The sequence below is a fragment of the uncultured Bacteroides sp. genome (assembly GCF_910578895.1).
Classification (GTDB): domain Bacteria; phylum Bacteroidota; class Bacteroidia; order Bacteroidales; family Bacteroidaceae; genus Bacteroides.
Window position 1 is genome coordinate 40,411 of sequence record NZ_CAJTSC010000004.1, and the last position, 15,925, is coordinate 56,335.

Sequence of the window (15,925 nt, forward strand, 5' to 3'; positions counted from 1 at the left end):
GTTTCTTTTTTTACTTCCTGAATTCAAGCGCAAAGGTACAAAAAGAGAGGAAAAAAGCCGCAACTCTTCCGATTGTTCTGCCGGATTGCACTATCTTTGCACCGGTTTTCACCACCATTCACACTGATTTACACTGGTCCCTAATTAATTATGTATAGCAAAAACCGTTTTATCTCCCTGTTTCTATCAGCAACTATAGCAATGGCTTGCTGCCTGACAGGATGCAAAAAGAAAGATATGTCTCTTAAACTGAATGAGCCGCGCAACATACGGGGTGTGGTCAGCTATAAACGTTCTTTCGGCGATTTGAATGACAAACACCTGAAAATGGCACAAACAATCGGTATCCGCCCATTGGCATCGCGCAAGGAAGCGGAAAAAATGCAAGGGCGATTGCAATACATCACAACGAACGATTGGTATGCGGTCGACTCGCTGACACACTCCATCCCCTACCTCATCCCGGGAGCAGTTGCCCTGCTCGACAGAATAGGATGTAATTTCCTTGATTCTCTTACCGCCAAAGGTCTGAATCCAAACAAGATTACGGTAACTTCCGTGTTGCGCACGAAAGACGATGTGAAACGCCTGCGGCGCCGTAACATCAACGCATCCGAGAACTCCGCCCACTTCTACGGTACCACGTTCGATGTCAGCTGGAAACGTTTTCAAAAAGTAGAGGATGAAAACGGACGGCCGTTACAGGATGTCAGTCCGGATACATTGAAATTAGTATTGTCCGAGGTTTTGCGTGATTTGAAGAAAGCGGATAAATGTTACATCAAATATGAACTGAAGCAAGGATGCTTCCACATCACAACGAGGATGAAAAATAAGGAATAGGATGTAAATATAAAGTATAAGATTGCACCTTATACTTTATATTTATCCGCCATACTTTATTTCTCAACCAGCATCTTCCATGCCATAGGCAGGCAAGCGGCAATATCTCCTGCCGTCATACCTATCACCCCCTGTTTCTTACAGGCGATATCTCCTGCCAATCCGTGAACATAGACAGCGATGCGTGCGGCACTCTCAGCATCATAGCCCTGCGCCAACAAAGCCAACACGATGCCCGTGAGCACATCACCGCTACCGCCTGTCGCCATTCCGGAATTTCCGGTGGTATTAAACCAACATTTACCGGAAGGCGCAATAACAGCGGAATAAGCTCCTTTCAGTATAATATGCACTCCGGCACTCCTTGCCAGTTCGCGAGCTTTCATCAGGCGTTCGTAGGAGTTTTGGCATTTTCCGACCAGACGTTCCAACTCTTTGGGATGTGGAGTAAGAATACTCCCTTTGGGCAAACGTCCGATGTAGTTACGGTTTTCCCCTAACAAATTCAGCGCATCAGCATCTACCACCATCGGGGTCTGGCAAGAACTTATCTGTTCCAACAAAGCTGTTTCGGTATCTTCCGCCTTGCCCAATCCGGGACCGATACCCACTGCTTGGTAATCATCCGTCTCAGTGGCATAGGAGAAGCGCACATCGCTCATATCTATCTCCGTCATAGCTTCCGGCACGGAAGTCTGCATGATAAAATTATTGCAGAAAGGCACATGGACCGTCAGCAATCCCACACCCGAACGCAAGCAGGCACGTGCCGCAAGTACTGACGCTCCTGCCATTCCCTGCGAACCGGCTATCAACAAAGCGCGTCCGAAATTCCCTTTATGGGCAAACTTGCCACGCGGTTTCAGCATGGGCACCACATCCTCGTATTCCGCCAACATGAAATCCGTTTCTTTTTCATCAATGGCATCCTCGCTCAAACCGATGTCAAGCAGTTGCCATTCGCCTACAAACGGTTCGTTTTCGGCAAAGAGAAAAGCCAGTTTCGGCAGTTGCAGGCTCAGTGTCAGATTTGCCCGAACGATATTAACCGAGGAATTGTAGGTATTATCCTCTCCCATCAAACCGGAAGGCACATCAATGGCGACTACCGTAGCCGGAGAGGAGTTAATGTACTTCACTACCGCAGCAAAACCACCGTTCAAAGGTTTGTTCAATCCACTACCGAACAGCCCGTCTACCACAACGTGTTCCGCTGTCAGCACCGGTGGTACGAACTGAGTGGTTATTTCATGGAAATCTATTCCGGCAACTCCCGCCAAACGCTCCTTATTCGCTTCACAGTCCGGAGACAAAGCACCTTTCGTATTAAAGAGATACACCTCTACCCGATAGCCCTGCCCTGCCAGCAAACGCGAAACCGCCAACGCATCTCCGCCATTATTGCCGGGTCCGGCAAATACAGTAAAGGGAGTCTCCGTATCCCAACGTTCGGATATCGCTTGTACCAATGCCTGCGAGGCACGCTCCATAAGGTCTATGGAAGAAACCGGTTCATTCTCCATCGTATAGGCATCCAGCTCTTTTATCTGGATAGTAGGAAATATCTTTATCATTGCTGTTTGTTCGTTTAAGTTACAGGCAAAGGTACGAAAATAATAATTACTCAGGAAACAACAGGAATGTACTTCTTACTTTTCAGTTTCTTTTTCAATACGAATACAAGCTCCGCCACCCGGTGCCAACTTTATATTCAGTACTTCATTCCGGGTTATTTTTCTCTTCGAGACCTTTAGTGTTTCCCTGTTACGTAAATAATGGGCGTCCTCTCCATCTTCCACGATTTCAGCCACATAGTTCCCTTTACTTAAAAAAGAAAGCGGCACGTGCAAAATTCTGCCCTCTTCATTGGTTGCCGCTCCTATCAAGAATACTCCATCTTCCGCTTGGCGCATCATTACGATATATTCCCCTATTTCGCCATCCAAAGTCTTACTTTCCAACCAAGGCATCTTCTGTGCGGACAAAAAGCGGAGTAAGGCAGGATATTTACGATAATATTCAGGAATATCCGGAATAATCGTCGCCCCGGAGAAAGTAATCAATGTCCTTGCAGCTTCCGACACCACCGTTGAAGGCACTTCCTGATTATTGTCCGCACGTGTCGTCCTTCCTTGCCGAAGATCAAACATGCCGTTGTTCATATCAATCGGACCAGCTATCATATTTACAAATACCGAAGTAACGAAAGTTTTTGGATAGAAAATCTCGTGTCCGTCCAGTTGTGCCTTGCAATATTCACGTGTCACAGCATTGGGCCATGTCCGCATCTGTCCATAAGGATGCACCGGATAATCATGAAAATCTACCAACAGCCTATGCCGTGCACACATTTCCGTTATACTCTTTGTCCTGCTATTCTTCTCTTCAGGAGTTCCGGCCATGAAACCATACTTTACTCCAGCAGCTCCCCACACTTCATATTGCTTCAAAGTCTCTTCCAACGGATAATTGCGTCCTCCCACATCGTTCAGATACAACCAGATGCCCACTCCTTTCTGCTTTCCATATTGAATCAACCTTCGCACATCCCGTGCCTTATCTCCCTTAACGGGGTCCGAACCCTGTTCAAACTCGGGTCCATACCAATTGGCATCAAGAACCAGATAAGCAAACCCCTGCTCTGCGGCAAAATCAACTGCTCTCTCCCAAGAAGGGTAGGACATCGTATATTCAAACCCTTCCCACCGAGCACCGTTCATACGCCAATCCCATAGCGAAACTCCCGGTTTCACCCACGAAAAATCATATTCTCCGGAAGGCTCCGGATTCAGCAATTCCACAAGATGAGAATCCACTAAATCGCCAGGTCGGTTGCCGCAAAGCACTACACGCCACGCCGACTGGTATCCTGCACGCAACACATGCGGTTTGGCAGAAACGGTAAACAAGCATTGTCCTTTTTCCGACTTCAGTTTCAGAGGCTCCCCCTCATCCAAAGAAGCTTCATGTACAGCCAGGTATAAATCTTCCGCAACTTTCACCGTCATCACGGGTAAACGCTCACCAGAAGTTTCAGTCAGCCGTTCCGGACCGATATTATGTCTTTCTCCATTATAATACCATGCCGTATAGTCGCCTGCAAACTGAAAAGCGGTTAGTTCCGATGCGGTATCCGCACCTTGAGGCAGCACATAGCGAAAAGCCACACCGTCATTATAAGCCCGTGCCACTACCTCCACTGTATGCGATGATTCCGATTCATTCACCCAAAAGAGCTTCATCTCATTGTATTTATCAGGCACTACGGCACGCTTTCCCCACAAAGGTTTCCAAACAGCATCCACTTTCCTACGAGTAACCTTCTCCATTTTCCATGCGCGGGAAGGAAAGGTAGTTCCATTTTTCTCCTTAAAGCCCAATGCAGAAGTAGCAATCACTTGTTTACTATTCACAGACAGTTGATAAGCCAACCCACCGGCATCCGTCCGGACAATCGTAAATTGTATCTTTCCATCGGGCGAATCAACCGTATATTTCTTTTCACCGGCATAGCAATATGCCCCTATCAACAAGAACAACAAACATAACCTTTTCATAATCCGAATATTTGTTATTTTTTGTCAGTTCTCATTCTTCAAATTGCCAACAATCCACATCAAACAGTTCACCGTCATTACCGCGAAATAAGAAATATACATCGTGTACTCCCTTGACTACTTTTTGTACTTCAGCCTGAAAAGTATTCATGGTATCGTTTTCTTTCGTGACAGGAAGAGTCACCAAAGGCTTGTTACCCATATTGTCTAAAAAGACAGCCACTTCTCCATCCTGACAAATGTTCAGCGTTGTAACCCGAAAGCCGGAAGCTCCCCTGTTACCGAAATCTACAGAACGAACTTTTAACCAGTCTCCGTTATGTACGGAAGTGATGTAGTGCTTATCGCCCATCAGGCGGTCGGTTTTCAATCCATAGTTGGAAGCCATAGTTTCCATCTCTACACGTTGATAAGGATTAAGATTGCGTACAGGCTTGCGCACACCTTCCCGGGTAAAAGGGATGAAAGGTATTTTCCCGTCAGCTCCCATCGAAAACTCCTCTACACAAGAGGAACGGCGGAAACCTCCTCCATTGGGTAGAGCTCCGTTATGATAAAACATGAAATGACGACCGTGATACTCAATATTACCGCCATGAATGGTAAAACTACCTTGTGCCTCATCCATGATGCGACCTTGATATTTCCAAGGACCGTGAATATTTTCAGCAGTAGAATAAGCCATGTGTTCGGGCACACCACCTGCAGCATAAGCCATATAATAGAGCCCTTTATATTTAAATACCCATGGACCTTCTTCATAACCGGTTTTCATCTTGCGACGGTTTTCCTGATAGTCCATCTTCATCACTTGCGGACCGAAGCAATCGGGAAGATTCAGTCCGGCAACGGGCATTACATCGCTACCCAAAGATATCATATCTTCATTCAACTTGGCATACCACAACCCGTTGTTTCCCCAAAAAAGATACGCCTGTCCGTCATCGTCAATAAAAACCGAAGGGTCTATGAATCCCCAATCACCGGGAATAAGAGGACGCTTCAACGGATCGTGATAAGGTCCTTCGGGACGATCGGCTACAGCAACCCCTATCCCATGCAGGTGAACAGTAGTATCTTCCGCACAAATGTACCAATACCACTTACCATTACGTTCAATGGCCTGCGAAGCCCAAGCGTTATCACCCTGCTTGGCCCAACCGAAAGTAGCGGTGGAGATGGGAGTGCCACGATAAGTCCAATTTACCATATCGGTAGTGCTATACAACTGCCAATCCTTCATTTTGAAATATTGCGCATCGTCTTCATCGTGGTCTACGAAAAGAAACACGGTATCATTATACACCATAGGTGCCGGATCGCAGGTATACCAAGTTTGTATTATCGGATTTTGAGCAAACAGATTTCCCGAAAGCACAATCGAAAACAGACAAGCTATCAAACTTTTTATCAAATTTGTGTTCATAGTCTTTTATTTAAGTGTAATTATAACAACAATCTTTCTTTTGCAAAGAAACCTTTTTTCCATCATATCGCCTTAAACGTATGTTACATTTTTTGTTGCCCATATTACATTATAACGTTCTAAAGCCTTGATGTATGTTCATTCTATAAAATTACACTCTTAAATTCCGTTCTCTTAAAGCACGTCATACGATATAGAATTAATTCATTATCCATTGAGAATATACCGAAACAAATCTTTTCGCTTCTGAATAAAATCACTACTTTTGTGCCGACTTTAAAAACTCCCAATTATGGATACCATACAGATAAAAGACAAAACGTTCACCGTTTCCATTAAGGAACAGGACATATTGAAAGAAGTAACCCGTGTAGCGAACGAAATCAACCGTGACCTGGCAGGTAAGAATCCGCTTTTCCTCAGTGTCTTGAACGGGTCGTTCATGTTTACTTCCGATTTGATGAAGCGCATCACCATTCCTTGCGAAATTTCTTTCGTAAAACTTGCCTCCTATCAAGGAGTATCTTCAACAGGGGTTATCAAAGAAGTCATCGGAATCAACGAAGATATTGCCGGACGTACTATCGTCATCGTGGAAGACATCGTAGACACCGGTCTTACCATGCAGCGTCTGTTGGAGACTCTCGGCACACGTGGTCCGCAAGAAATCCACATTGCCTCGCTGCTGGTAAAACCTGAAAAACTGAAAGTGGATTTGGACATCGAATACGTAGCGATGAACATCCCCAACGACTTTATCGTGGGTTACGGTTTGGATTACGACGGATTCGGACGCAATTACCCCGACATTTATACCGTAGTAGAATAATCACCTATCAAAAAATAAAACCACATATAATAATAATCAACTCAAAAAGCATGTTGAACATTGTAATTTTCGGTGCTCCCGGTTCAGGCAAGGGAACACAAAGTGAGAGAATTGTAGAGAAGTATGGCATCAATCACATTTCTACCGGAGATGTGCTCCGTGCGGAAATCAAGAACGGTACCGAATTGGGCAAGACAGCCAAAGGTTATATCGACCAGGGACAACTGTTGCCGGACGAACTTATTATAGATATTCTGGCAAGTACGCTGGATAGTTTCAAGGAGAGCAAAGGTGTTATCTTCGACGGTTTTCCCCGTACTATTGCACAGGCGGAAGCATTGAAGAATATGCTTGCCGAACGCGGACAAAGCGTAAACGTCATGTTGGATCTTGACGTACCCGAAGACGAACTGATGAAACGCCTTATCAAACGCGGACAGGAGTCAGGCCGTGCCGATGACAACGAAGAGACTATCAAGAAACGTCTCACTGTATACCATTCGCAAACAGCTCCGCTGATTGACTGGTACAAGAACGAAAAGTTGTATGCACACATCAAAGGGATAGGCGAACTGGATACTATCACAGCAGATGTTTGCAAAGCGATTGACGCTGCAAAATAAGTTGCAAAAGATTGACTGATTGTATAAGATATTAATCATTGGTACTTAAATAATAACAAACGAAGAATATGGCCGAATCAAATTTTGTCGACTACGTAAAAATCTATTGCCGCTCCGGTAAGGGCGGTCGAGGCTCCACACACATGCGGCGTGAGAAATACATACCTAACGGTGGTCCCGACGGAGGCGACGGAGGACGAGGCGGCCATGTGATTCTTCGTGGCAACCGTAACTACTGGACATTATTGCATCTTCGTTACGACCGCCACATTATGGCAGGTCATGGAGAATCGGGTTCAAAGAACCGCAGTTTCGGCAAGGACGGCGAAGACAAAGTCATTGAAGTGCCCTGCGGTACTGTGGTATACAATGCCGAGACGGGCGAATACCTCTGCGACGTAACCGAACACGGACAGGAAGTCGTTCTGCTGAAAGGCGGACGCGGCGGGCTGGGAAACTGGCACTTCAAGACCGCTACCCGACAGGCTCCCCGTTTTGCGCAGCCGGGCGAACCGATGCAGGAAATGACGGTCATCATGGAGTTAAAATTACTGGCAGATGTCGGTTTGGTAGGTTTCCCTAATGCAGGTAAATCGACACTGCTCTCGGCTGTATCCTCTGCAAAACCGAAAATCGCCAATTATCCCTTCACTACACTGGAACCCAATCTGGGCATCGTGTCTTATCGTGATGGCAAATCATTTGTCATGGCGGACATTCCCGGCATCATCGAAGGTGCGAGTGCGGGCAAAGGCTTGGGGCTTCGCTTCTTGCGCCACATCGAACGTAACTCACTGCTGCTGTTCATGATTCCCGCCGACAGTGACGACATCCGCAAAGAGTACGAAATCCTGCTCAACGAATTGCGTACTTTCAATCCTGAGATGTTAGACAAGCAACGGGTGCTTGCCGTCACAAAATGCGATATGTTGGATCAGGAACTGATGGACGAGATAGAACCTACCTTACCCGAAAACATTCCGCATGTATTTATCTCCGCCATTTCCGGCATGGGTGTCTCCATTCTGAAAGACATCTTGTGGGAAGAGCTGAACAAGGAGAGCAACAAAATAGAGGGTAAGATTGAAAGCATCACCCACCGTGCCAAAGACATGAGCCACCTGAAAGAGGAACTGAAAGACGAAGGCGAGGATGAAGACCTGAACTACGAATATGTGGACGAGGACGACATCGAAGACCTGGAAGACTTCGAGTATGAGGAAGACTGGGAAGATAAATAGATACTTTTAACTTGGCATGAGTACAAGTCCTATTATTCGCTACACCAGTTTTCCTACCGGTACCATCGCCTTCAGTACCACTCGCCACGGCGGTGTCAGTACAGGTGCATACAACTCACTGAACTGCACGCCCTACACAGGAGATAACACCGGACACGTCCGTCTCAATCAAGAGATACTTTGCAATATCCTGCCCCAACGCCCTAAAGAACTCGTCATTCCGTTCCAGACTCACGGCACGGAATCTGTCGTTATAGACGATACGTATCTGCAAGCATCCAAAGAAGAACGCCATGCCAGGTTACAGGGTATTGATGCCTTGATAACCCGCGAACCGGACATCTGTCTCTGCATCTCCACCGCCGACTGCATACCTATATTATTATATGATAAGCAGCACCGCATTGCCGCCGCCATCCATGCGGGCTGGCGCGGTACTGTGAACCGCATCGTCTTGCGTACGTTGAAACGCATGCACACCCTCTACGGCACAGAAGGAAAAGAGGTGGCAGCCGTCATCGGTCCCGGCATTTCGCTTCCTGCCTTCGAAGTAGGCGAAGAGGTTTACGAAGCATTTCATCAACAAGGCTTCCCAATGGAGCATATCTCCAAATGGAATGCCGAAACCCACAAGCACCACATTGACCTTCTGGGTGCCAACCGCCTGCAATTACTGGACTTCGGACTGTTCTCCACTCAAGTGGAAACAGCAGGTATCTGCACCTTCACCCAACACGAAGATTTCTTTTCTGCCCGGCGACTGGGTATACATTCCGGCAGAATCTTATCAGGAATAATGTTGACCAGCATCATTCATAACTGATTATAAAACAGATTCATTCATTCCCCTAAATTATTAAATAAGCTACATTACATATAATATCAAGAATTTTATTTCTGCTTAAGACTCCTATTTATGTATAACATCACACTCTCCGAAGAAATCAAACAACATTGCCCCGCCTTCCGGGGAGTTGCTGTCTATGCCGAAGTTGTCAACACACCATTCTGCCAAGGACTTTGGGACGAGATAAGCGCTTTCACCCAAGAACTAAGAAGCACCGAAACCGCCGACAGTATCAAACTGCAACCTGCCATTGCCGCCACCCGCGAAGCCTACAAACGTTGCGGAAAAGATCCCAGTCGATACCGTCCCTCGGCGGAAGCCTTGCGCCGCCGCCTGATGCGGGGACTGGAACTTTACCGGATTGACACGCTGGTAGACCTTATCAACCTCGTTTCACTCCGTACCGGATACTCCATCGGGGGGTTCGATGCAGACAAGATACAGGGCAACGACCTCGAACTTGGCATCGGACGCGCGGAAGAACCTTTCGAGGGTATCGGACGCGGCGTACTGAACATCGAAGGACTTCCTGTCTACCGCGACCTCGCAGGCGGCATCGGTACTCCTACCAGTGACAACGAACGTACAAAAATGGGACTGGAGACCCGCCACATCCTTGCCATCGTAAACGGATACAGCGGATGCAACGGGTTGGCGGAAGCTGCCACCATGATACAGGAATTACTGCAAAAATATGCCGCTTCCGATGGAGGAACGGTGCTCTACTTTGAGTAAAGAAAAGCAATGCCGTTATATCATCCTGTACCATAACTCTTTCATAGACGATGCCTCTGCACAAAAAATAACACACAGAACCGTCCAAGTATTCAAACGTTTCACTACATTTGCAAACGTTTTACCCCAAAAAAAGAATTGAACTTTAAAACATATCAATGATAGAAAAACTGATTGTTCTGGAGGATATCGATCCGGTAATCTTTTATGGCGTAAACAACGCCAATATGCAACTGCTAAAAGCTTTGTATCCCAAACTCCGCATCGTTGCCCGCGGCAACGTCATCAAAGTACTGGGAGACGAAGAGGAGATGTGTACGTTCGAAGAGAACATCATCAAACTCGAAAAGTATTGTGCCGAATATAATTCTCTGAAAGAGGAAGTCATCATTGATATCATCAAAGGAAATGCTCCGCACGCGGAAAAATCCGGTAACGTCATCGTGTTCAGCGTAACGGGAAAACCTATCATTCCACGTAGTGACAACCAATTAAAACTGGTGGAGGCTTTTGCCAAAAACGACATGGTGTTTGCCATCGGTCCTGCCGGTTCCGGTAAGACTTATACGGCTATCGCCCTCGCCGTACGTGCATTGAAGAACAAGGAAATCAAAAAAATCATACTTAGCCGCCCCGCCGTAGAAGCTGGAGAGAAACTCGGCTTCCTGCCCGGCGACATGAAGGACAAGATAGACCCGTACCTGCAACCACTCTACGATGCGTTGCAGGACATGATACCTGCCGCCAAACTGAAAGAATATATGGAACTGAACATCATTCAAATTGCCCCGCTCGCCTTTATGCGCGGACGCACGCTGAACGATGCCGTTGTCATTCTGGACGAAGCACAGAACACCACTACCCAGCAAATCAAGATGTTCCTCACCCGTATGGGCACGAACACCAAGATGATTGTCACGGGTGACATGACGCAAATCGACTTGCCGCAATCGCAAACCTCCGGATTGGTTCAGGCACTCCGTATCCTGAAAAACGTAAAAGGCATCAGCTTCATCGAACTTAACAAAAAAGATATTGTACGCCACAAATTGGTCACTCGGATTGTGGAAGCCTACGAGAAGTTTGAGGAATCTGCAAAAGCGACGAGCGGCAGAGCGACAAAAAACACAGGGGAGAAACAATAAGCAATAACCATTTGCAGCCCGCAATTCTTAAAGTTCAAAAACATATAACTTTTGAGGAATATCCCAATAGTGCAAATGTACCGAACGGAAATCACAAAACGATTTGTAGCTTGATAAATTCATTAAAAATAAACAATATGGGCACAATCCATTATGGCTTGTAGCCCGTAACTAAAAAAACTATAATATGAAAGCATTAACAGCAACAGACTTCAACTTTCCCGGACAAAAGAGTGTCTATCACGGAAAGGTTCGCGATGTGTACAACATCAACGGTGAGAAATTAGTCATGGTCGCCACCGACCGTATCTCCGCCTTCGACGTAGTATTGCCCAAAGGTATTCCTTTCAAGGGACAAATGCTGAACCAGATTGCAGCCAAGTTCCTCGATGCCACCACCGACATCTGTCCCAACTGGAAAATGGCTACTCCCGACCCTATGGTGACGGTAGGTGTAATGTGTGAAGGTTTCCCGGTGGAAATGATTGTACGTGGCTATCTCTGTGGCAGTGCATGGCGTGCCTATAAGAGCGGTGTCCGCGAAATCTGCGGTGTGAAGCTGCCCGAAGGAATGAAGGAGAACCAGAAATTCCCGGAACCTATCATCACTCCGACCACGAAAGCTGAAATCGGCGAACACGATGCTGATATATCCAAAGAAGAAATTCTTGCCAAAGGCTTGGCTACTCCCGAAGAATATGCCATTCTGGAGAAATATACAATGGCACTCTTCAAACGCGGTACGGAGATAGCCGCGGAGCGCGGTTTGATTCTTGTGGATACCAAGTACGAATTCGGTAAGCACAACGGCACTATCTACCTGATGGACGAAATCCATACACCGGACTCCAGCCGCTACTTCTACTCCGAAGGCTACGAAGAACGGTTTGCCAATGGTGAGCCGCAAAAACAACTCTCCAAAGAGTTCGTACGCGAATGGCTGATGGACAACGGCTTCCAAGGTAAAGAAGGCCAGCAGGTGCCCGAAATGACAGACGAGATCGTAACTTCTATCAGCGAACGCTATATTGAACTGTACGAACATATCACGGGAGAGAAGTTCGTTAAAGAAGATACAAGCAGCATCGCCGAACGTATTGAAAAGAACGTAACGGAATACTTAAAGTAAGCTTCAGAAGAAATAAAAAGGAGTTATCGGGAGTTACCGGCCTGTAAACGGGCTTTAGGAATTAAAAAGCCAATAATCCAATCTGCAAATTCCGGACTTCGGAAATATAAAGTATAAGTACCGGCTTTCAACTCCCGATAGCTCCTTTAACTCCCAAACAAAACGATAGCTCCTTCTATAATCTTTGTATAATGAAATATCCCCAAGAAAGCATCAAGCCTTACGACAGCGAGGGTAAGAAGAGTGAACAGGTCGAAGAGATGTTCGACAACATCGCACCGGCTTACGACACGTTGAACCATACCCTGTCAATGGGTATAGACCGCAGTTGGCGTAAGAAAGCAATCGACATGCTCCGCCCTTTCAATCCCCGGCGCATCATGGATGTAGCTACCGGAACCGGTGACTTTGCCATACTTGCCTGCCGCGAATTACAACCCGACACGCTAATCGGGACCGATATATCCGAAGGCATGATGAATGTGGGACGCGAAAAAGTAAAACGGGCGCATCTCTCGGACAAGATTTCCTTTGCCCGTGAAGACTGCACCTCCCTCTCGTTTGCCGATAGAAGTTTTGATGCCGTAACCGTGGCGTTCGGTATCCGCAACTTCGACGGATTGGATAAAGGGCTTTCCGAGATATGCCGCGTACTGGTACCCGGCGGGCATCTCGTCATCCTGGAGCTATCCACACCGGATCGCTTCCCCATGAAGCAGCTCTTTGGCATCTATTCCAAAATCGTCATTCCGCTGCTCGGCAAATGTATTTCGAAAGACAACAGCGCCTATACCTACCTGCCTCAAAGCATCCGTGCCTTTCCACAGGGTGAAATCATGCAAGGTGTTATCCGCAAGGCAGGATTCAGCGAGGTACGCTTCAAACGGCTGACTTTCGGAATATGTACTTTATATATTGCAAAGAAATAGTCACTAATACTCCCCCTTTAACACATTATTGGATATGCAGAAATATGGTTTAATCGGTTATCCGCTGAAACATTCGTTCTCCATCGGCTACTTCAACGAGAAGTTCAAAGCAGAGAACATCGACGCCGAATATGTAAACTTCGAGATTCCACGTATCGAAGACTTTATGGAAGTGATTGAAGAAAATCCCAATCTCTGTGGACTCAATGTAACCAGCCCTTACAAAGAACAGGTCATCCCCTACCTCGACGAGTTGGACAAGGATACCGCCAAGATAGGCGCGGTCAACGTCATCAAGATTGTGCGTCTCCCCAAAGGCAAAGTAAAGTTGATAGGCTGCAACTCGGACTTTATCGGATTTACGCAATCCCTCGAACCCTTGTTGCAACCTCACCACAAGAAAGCGCTTATTCTGGGCACAGGCGGCGCATCCAAAGCCGTATATTGCGGTTTGGAGAGTTTGGGAATAGAAAGCGTTTTCATATCACGCACCAAAAAAGACAGTAGTTTCCTCACATACGAGGAGCTGACTCCGGAGATTATGGCCGAATATACGGTCATCATAAACTGTACTCCCGTAGGCATGTTCCCCAAAGTGGATTTTTGCCCGAATATCCCGTACGAACAACTTACACCCAACCATTTGCTCTATGATTTGTTATATAATCCAAACGAAACACTCTTCATGAAGAAAGGCAAGGCGCAAGGGGCTGTCACCAAGAACGGTCTCGAAATGTTGTTGTTGCAAGCCTTTGCCGCATGGGAGATTTGGAATAAGTAACATGAAAAAGATACTGAAATATTCACTTATAGGCATTGTTGCGCTTTGCACCGTCTTGGTGTGCGGCGGATACTATATGCTGGGGCATGCGCTGAAACCGGACGAATTTGCCGCACGCGCCCGCAACAGCCGGACCTCTTGTGAGTACATGTTCGGGCAATATCCCGAACTAAAACCGTGGGTAGACAGCTTGCAGGCGGCAGGAGCATTGCGCGATTTCTACATAGAGAACGACCGGGGCGAAACCTTGCATGCCCTGTATGTCGCAGCCGCCGAGCCTACCCGCAAAACAGCAGTCATTGTGCACGGCTATACCGACAACGCCATCCGTATGCTCCACATCGGATACCTGTACAACCGGCAACTGAAATACAACATCCTGTTGCCCGACCTTCACGGCCATGGTGCGAGCGATGGCGCCGAAGCGCAAATGGGATGGCTCGACCGCCTTGACGTATTGCAATGGACTGCAACTGCCGATGAACTTTTCGGCAGAAACAATGAGACAATCCATATAGGCGACAGCACCTGCGCACGCAGCAGCGGCACGGAAATGGTAGTACACGGCATATCCATGGGAGCTGCCACCACCATGATGGTTTCCGGTGAAGTGGAGCACGGCACGCACCGGCAACCGTTTATCAAATGCTTTGTTGAAGACTGCGGTTATACCAGCGTCTGGGATGAATTCCGGGGCGAACTGAAAGTACAATACGGCTTGCCCGCCTTCCCGCTGCTGCACGTAGCGAGCTGGCTCTGCAAGCAGGAGTATGGATGGGATTTCCGCGAAGCTTCCGCTTTGGAACAGGTAAAGAAGTGTTCCTTGCCCATGCTCTTTATACATGGCGATGCAGATTCTTATGTGCCTACATGGATGGTTCATCCTCTTTACGCAGCCAAACCTGAACCGAAAGAGTTGTGGCTTGTCCCGGGTTCCGAACATGCCATGTCCTACAAGGATTATCCGCAAAAATATACGGAACATGTAAAGAAATTCGTAGGAAAATACATCCAGTGACGCCGCTTTTCCTATCTTCGTTCCTATAAATACAATTAAGATGAAACGATTTATCTCCATAATGTTCTTCATGTGCATGCTGGTTTCCTTACAGGCACAAGAGATTTATACAGTCAAGAATATCCCTAAGGTACATCTTCAGGATAAGACACGTTATGTCTGCAACCCTGCCGGCATCCTTTCCGCCCCTGCATGCGATGAAATGGACCGTATGCTGTATGCACTGGAGCAGCAGACCGGAATCGAAACCGTAGTAGCCGCCGTTCCTTCCATCGGCAGCGAAGACTGCTTCGACTTCGCGCACCGATTGCTCAACGAATGGGGAGTAGGCAAGAAAGAGAAGAACAACGGCTTGGTCATCCTGCTGGTGACCGACCAGCGTTGCATCCAGTTCTATACCGGATACGGATTGGAAGGAGACCTGCCCGATGCCATCTGCAAACGTATTCAGACGCGGGATATGATTCCTTATCTGAAAGACGGCAACTGGGATGCAGGTATGACAGCCGGTATACGTGCCGTATGTGCCCGCCTTGACGGAAGCATGGAAAATGATACTGAAGAAGAGGAAGACCTTTCCGCAACCGGAATCTTCCTATTATGCTTCGGCATCATCGGGATAGGCTTGTTCACCGTTATCCTTGCCATGCGCGCAGCCACCAAATGCCCCAATTGCGGGCAGCACAAGCTGCAACGAAGCGGCAGCAAACTGGTTTCGCGCCGTAACGGAGTACGGACGGAAGATGTCACGTATACCTGTCGCAACTGCGGACATAAGGTAGTACGCCGCCAGCAATCCTACGATGAGAATTACCGGGGCGG

Annotated in this window: 14 protein-coding genes and 1 pseudogene (1 of these 15 cut by a window edge); 12 read left to right on the forward strand and 3 right to left on the reverse strand. The window is 47.2% G+C overall.

From position 1 onward, the window contains the following. Nucleotides 1-201 precede the first annotated feature (201 nt). Nucleotides 202-843, forward strand: coding sequence for a DUF5715 family protein (locus tag QZ327_RS02030; RefSeq protein ID WP_294616770.1), 642 nt, complete (start codon nucleotides 202-204; stop codon nucleotides 841-843). Nucleotides 844-899: 56 nt separating this feature from the next. Here QZ327_RS02030 and QZ327_RS02035 read toward each other — a convergent pair whose 3' ends face one another. The 3 genes from QZ327_RS02035 to QZ327_RS02045 all read right to left on the reverse strand — a co-directional run bounded on the left by QZ327_RS02035 (nucleotide 900) and on the right by QZ327_RS02045 (nucleotide 5,826). Then, nucleotides 900-2,414 carry an NAD(P)H-hydrate dehydratase gene (locus tag QZ327_RS02035; protein WP_294616771.1) on the reverse strand — a complete coding sequence of 505 codons (1,515 nt, stop codon included), beginning with the start codon at nucleotides 2,412-2,414 and terminating at the stop codon, nucleotides 900-902. Nucleotides 2,415-2,492: 78 nt separating this feature from the next. Continuing rightward, on the reverse strand, nucleotides 2,493-4,400 hold the full coding sequence (locus QZ327_RS02040; protein ID WP_294616685.1) for a glycoside hydrolase family 97 protein: 1,908 nt from the start codon (nucleotides 4,398-4,400) through the stop codon (nucleotides 2,493-2,495). A 31-nt stretch (nucleotides 4,401-4,431) separates the two neighbouring features. Then, the gene (locus QZ327_RS02045; protein ID WP_294616687.1) at nucleotides 4,432-5,826 is read right to left on the reverse strand and encodes a glycoside hydrolase family 43 protein; all 1,395 of its coding nucleotides are present in this window, start codon (nucleotides 5,824-5,826) and stop codon (nucleotides 4,432-4,434) included. Between the two features lie 292 nt (nucleotides 5,827-6,118). On the opposite strand from QZ327_RS02045, the gene hpt reads away from it, so the two are divergent. The 11 genes and pseudogenes from hpt to QZ327_RS02100 all read left to right on the forward strand — a co-directional run. Further along, complete coding sequence (gene hpt / locus QZ327_RS02050; RefSeq protein ID WP_294616688.1) at nucleotides 6,119-6,655, forward strand: hypoxanthine phosphoribosyltransferase; 537 nt, start codon at nucleotides 6,119-6,121, stop codon at nucleotides 6,653-6,655. 50 nt (nucleotides 6,656-6,705) lie between these two features. Further along, the gene (locus QZ327_RS02055) at nucleotides 6,706-7,278 is read left to right on the forward strand and encodes an adenylate kinase (protein ID WP_294616690.1); all 573 of its coding nucleotides are present in this window, start codon (nucleotides 6,706-6,708) and stop codon (nucleotides 7,276-7,278) included. Between the two features lie 68 nt (nucleotides 7,279-7,346). Continuing rightward, nucleotides 7,347-8,519 carry a GTPase ObgE gene (obgE, locus tag QZ327_RS02060; protein ID WP_294616691.1) on the forward strand — a complete coding sequence of 391 codons (1,173 nt, stop codon included), beginning with the start codon at nucleotides 7,347-7,349 and terminating at the stop codon, nucleotides 8,517-8,519. A gap of 16 nt (nucleotides 8,520-8,535) precedes the next feature. Further along, a complete protein-coding gene (pgeF, locus tag QZ327_RS02065; RefSeq protein ID WP_294616693.1) occupies nucleotides 8,536-9,342 on the forward strand; it encodes a peptidoglycan editing factor PgeF in 807 nt (268 codons plus the stop codon). A gap of 93 nt (nucleotides 9,343-9,435) precedes the next feature. Next, nucleotides 9,436-10,101 carry a phenylalanine--tRNA ligase beta subunit-related protein gene (locus QZ327_RS02070; protein WP_294616695.1) on the forward strand — a complete coding sequence of 222 codons (666 nt, stop codon included), beginning with the start codon at nucleotides 9,436-9,438 and terminating at the stop codon, nucleotides 10,099-10,101. A 158-nt stretch (nucleotides 10,102-10,259) separates the two neighbouring features. Then, nucleotides 10,260-11,246, forward strand: coding sequence for a PhoH family protein (locus QZ327_RS02075; protein WP_294616696.1), 987 nt, complete (start codon nucleotides 10,260-10,262; stop codon nucleotides 11,244-11,246). A gap of 187 nt (nucleotides 11,247-11,433) precedes the next feature. Beyond that, nucleotides 11,434-12,375: a phosphoribosylaminoimidazolesuccinocarboxamide synthase gene (locus QZ327_RS02080; protein ID WP_294616697.1), complete on the forward strand. Its 942-nt coding sequence runs from the start codon at nucleotides 11,434-11,436 to the stop codon at nucleotides 12,373-12,375. A 191-nt stretch (nucleotides 12,376-12,566) separates the two neighbouring features. Continuing rightward, a complete protein-coding gene (ubiE, locus tag QZ327_RS02085; protein ID WP_294616699.1) occupies nucleotides 12,567-13,304 on the forward strand; it encodes a bifunctional demethylmenaquinone methyltransferase/2-methoxy-6-polyprenyl-1,4-benzoquinol methylase UbiE in 738 nt (245 codons plus the stop codon). A 34-nt stretch (nucleotides 13,305-13,338) separates the two neighbouring features. Beyond that, on the forward strand, nucleotides 13,339-14,085 hold the full coding sequence (locus QZ327_RS02090; protein ID WP_294616701.1) for a shikimate dehydrogenase: 747 nt from the start codon (nucleotides 13,339-13,341) through the stop codon (nucleotides 14,083-14,085). Between the two features lies 1 nt (nucleotide 14,086). Next, nucleotides 14,087-15,103, forward strand: coding sequence for an alpha/beta hydrolase (locus QZ327_RS02095; RefSeq protein ID WP_294616703.1), 1,017 nt, complete (start codon nucleotides 14,087-14,089; stop codon nucleotides 15,101-15,103). Nucleotides 15,104-15,143: 40 nt separating this feature from the next. Next, nucleotides 15,144-15,925, forward strand: a pseudogene (locus QZ327_RS02100) (YgcG family protein); it runs 128 nt beyond the window's last position.